This is a genomic window from Neoroseomonas soli (genome assembly GCF_018129065.1).
GTDB lineage: Bacteria > Pseudomonadota > Alphaproteobacteria > Acetobacterales > Acetobacteraceae > Neoroseomonas > Neoroseomonas soli.
Map to the genome: position 1 here is coordinate 1 of NZ_JAAEDM010000167.1, position 3,036 is coordinate 3,036.

The 3,036-nt window shown below is 74.5% G+C and carries 2 protein-coding genes; both read right to left on the minus strand.

What is annotated here, in order from left to right; all coding sequences use genetic code 11:
* The coding region (locus GXW76_RS25090; protein WP_211864868.1) for a serine/threonine-protein kinase at positions 1–1,197 on the minus strand (1,197 nt) is incomplete at its 3' end.
* A 110-nt stretch (positions 1,198–1,307) separates the two neighbouring features.
* Positions 1,308–3,036: CHAT domain-containing protein (locus tag GXW76_RS25095; protein WP_211864869.1), on the minus strand; the 1,729-nt coding region annotated here is incomplete at its 5' end.

Below are 3,036 nucleotides of genomic sequence, written 5' to 3' on the forward strand. Positions count from 1 at the left end.
CTGCTCGCGTGCCGCGGCTTCCCGTGCCGCGGCCTCGCGGGCGGCCTGCTCGCGGGCAGCCGTCTCACGCGCAGAGGCTTCCCGGGCGATCTGCTCCTGCCGCTGGCGTTCCACCAGCGCAGGGTCCGGCCCGGCGCCCGGGCCGGCGAGGAAATACCAGCCCGCGGCGGCGGCCACGACCAGCGCGCCCGCCCCGCCGGCGATCGCCGCAACCGGCGGGCCCTTCTTCGCCGCCGTCGCCGGCGACGCACCGGATGACGGTGCGGCGGGGCGCTGCATGGTGCCGCCGGTCGGCCCCGGCCGGGCGGTGATGACGGTGGCGTCCTCGTTCAGCCCCGGCAGGCCGGCGAGGCCCACGGGTTCCGGCCCGCCGGCCGGCGCTGCGGCGGCGGCGCGGATCGCCTCCCCGAACTCGGCCGCCGAGCGGAAGCGGTCATCCGGCCGCTTGGCGAGCGCGTGCGCGATCACCGCGTCGAAGGCCCGCGGCGTGGTGACGGAAAGTTGCGACGGCGGCGGCGGCTCCGTGTGCAGCGCCTTGTGCATGACCGCCGAGAACCCGCCCTCGAACGGCTTCTCCCCGGTCAGCAACTGGTAGAGCATCACGCCCGCGGCCCAGATGTCCGCGCGCAGGTCCACCGGCTCGCCGCGGAACTGCTCGGGCGCCATGTAGGACGGCGTGCCGATCAGCGTGCCCACCTGCGTCATCGAGGAATTCTCGAGCCTGGCGATGCCGAAATCGGCGATCTTCACTTGGCCGTCGGTGGTCATCATGATGTTGCCGGGCTTGATGTCCCGGTGCACCACGCCGCGCTGGTGGGAATAGTTCAGCGCCGCGCAGACCTCGCCCATGATCCGCACGATCTCGGGGATGGTGAAGCGCTGGTTCTTGTCGATGCGGCCCTTGAGGCTGCCGCCCTCGACCAGTTCCATCACGATCCAGGCCTGGGTCTGGTTCTCGCCGTAGTCGTAGACGCCGACGATGTTCGGGTGGGACAGGCGGCCGGCGGCCTGGGCCTCGCGCCGGAAGCGGGCATGCGCCTCGACGGCCTCGGGGTCGCTCTCGTTCGGGCGGTTGACCACCTTGATGGCGACGCGCCGTTCGATGATCCGGTCCACGGCGTCGTACACCGTGCCCATGGCGCCGGCGCCGAGCGTGCCGCGCACCTCGTATTTCTGGTTCAGCTCGGCTGGCAGCATGGGCCCCTGGAGTCTCCGGCGTCCGGCATCCGTATCGGTGCGATGCTACAGGCTCGAGGCCAAGATGTCGTCATCGGGCGGGATGACAAGCTTCGGGCACTGGCGCCGCGTCACAGTTGCGTCGGCGCCGGCGCCGCGGCGGTGGTCCCAGCCGGGGCGCCGCCGCGCCGCCCGTCCCCGATCAGCACGAAGGGCGCCCAGTAGTATGGGTGGGCGAAGGCGGCCGGCAGGTTCCGCCCGGCCTCGTCCAGGATCAGCAATTGCGCCCCGCGCAGCGAGGCCGCCGAACTCGCGCCGCCCTGCTGGCGGCGCAGAGTGTCGGCGACGGTCAGCGCCGCGGCGGCGTCGTCCACCGCCCAATGCGTCACCATCAGCCCCCGCGCCCCGGCATAGAAGAAGGCGCGCGCGAGGCCCGAGAGCGCCTCGCCGCCGCCTTCGCCCCCCGGCCCGCCGGTATTGCAGGCGGACAGGATCACGAGGTCCGCATCCATCTTGATGTCGAGCACCTCGCTCGCCTTGAGGAAGGCGGGGTCGGCCGAGGGCGCCCCGGCCGGCGGGGAGGCCACGATGGATGGCTCCGTCAGGCAGGACAATTCGCCCGGCAGCAGCGCGTGGGTGGCGAGATGCACCACGCGGTACTGGTCGAGCCGCTGCCGCCGCATGTTCGGCAGGGTGAAGTCCGCCCCCAGGATCGCCCGGTCCGGCGCCGCGCCGAGCAGCGCGCGGGAGGCCGTGACCTCCGCCCGCGTCCCCGGCAGCCGCCCGAGCCCGGTGGCCAGCCGCGCATCCCGCCCGCAGCGATCGGCGGGGAAGGACCGCGTGAACTGCGCCGCCGACGGCGGCACGAAATCCCCGAAGCCGACATAGGGCAGCGGTGCGGTGGACCCGGTGCCGGCGGCGCGCAGCGTCACCAGCGTCTGCGGGCTCGGCACATGGACGATGGCGTGGCGGCGGATCAGCCAGGCCGCGCCGCCGAGCGCCTCCGGCTGCGCCGGTTCGGCCAGCAGCAGGCCGAAGGGCAGGGCGAGCAGCGGCCCGTCGGGCGCGACCACCAGCGTCTCCGCGCCGCCCAACGCGCCGGCAAGCGGGGCGATCAGCAGCCGGTGCAACTCGTGCGCCGCATCGGCATCGAAGCGCGGCACGCCGCCGGCACCGATCTCGGAGGAGCGGCGGACCCGGTTGACCAGTGCGGCCACGGCCTCCTCGCCCGCCGGGATGCGGCGTGCATCGACGCGCCCGTCGCGCACCACCATGACGAAGCCCGCCTGCGGGCCGAGCAGCATGGTCAGCAGCGCTTCCTTCGGCGACAGGGCGCGGGCGACCGAATCGGCATCGACGGCGGCGAGGAGGAGCTGGCGATAGCCCGGGGCGGCGGCGGCGACCTCGCCCTCCGCCTGGGCGCGGCGCTGCTGCGCGGCGGCGATGCGGTCGTCGAGCGCCGCGTTCTGCCCCGCGCTCGCGTCGCGCTCGGCGAAGAGCTCGCGCAACTCGCGGTCGGCGTCCTGCAGGCCGCGCACCGCGCCCTGCACCGCCTGGTTGCCTTCCGAGACGCCGAGCCGGGCCGAGGCTTGCTGGACATAGCGCGCCGTGCTGCTGCGCTGCGCGAGCTGCGCGGCGCCGAACATCTCCGAGCGCAGCGCCGGGGACTGGCCGGGATTGGCCGTCGCCTCCTGGTCCAGCGCATCGAGGTAGGGGACGACGAGCGCGACCGGCAGGCCGATCTGCCGCGCGCGCAGGATGTCGGCGCCGGCGCGGAAGGCGGTCAGCGCCTCGGCGCGGCGGCCGTTGCGCAGGCGTTGCTGGCCGCCGAGGAAGAGCGTCACCGCCTCCGGCCGCTCG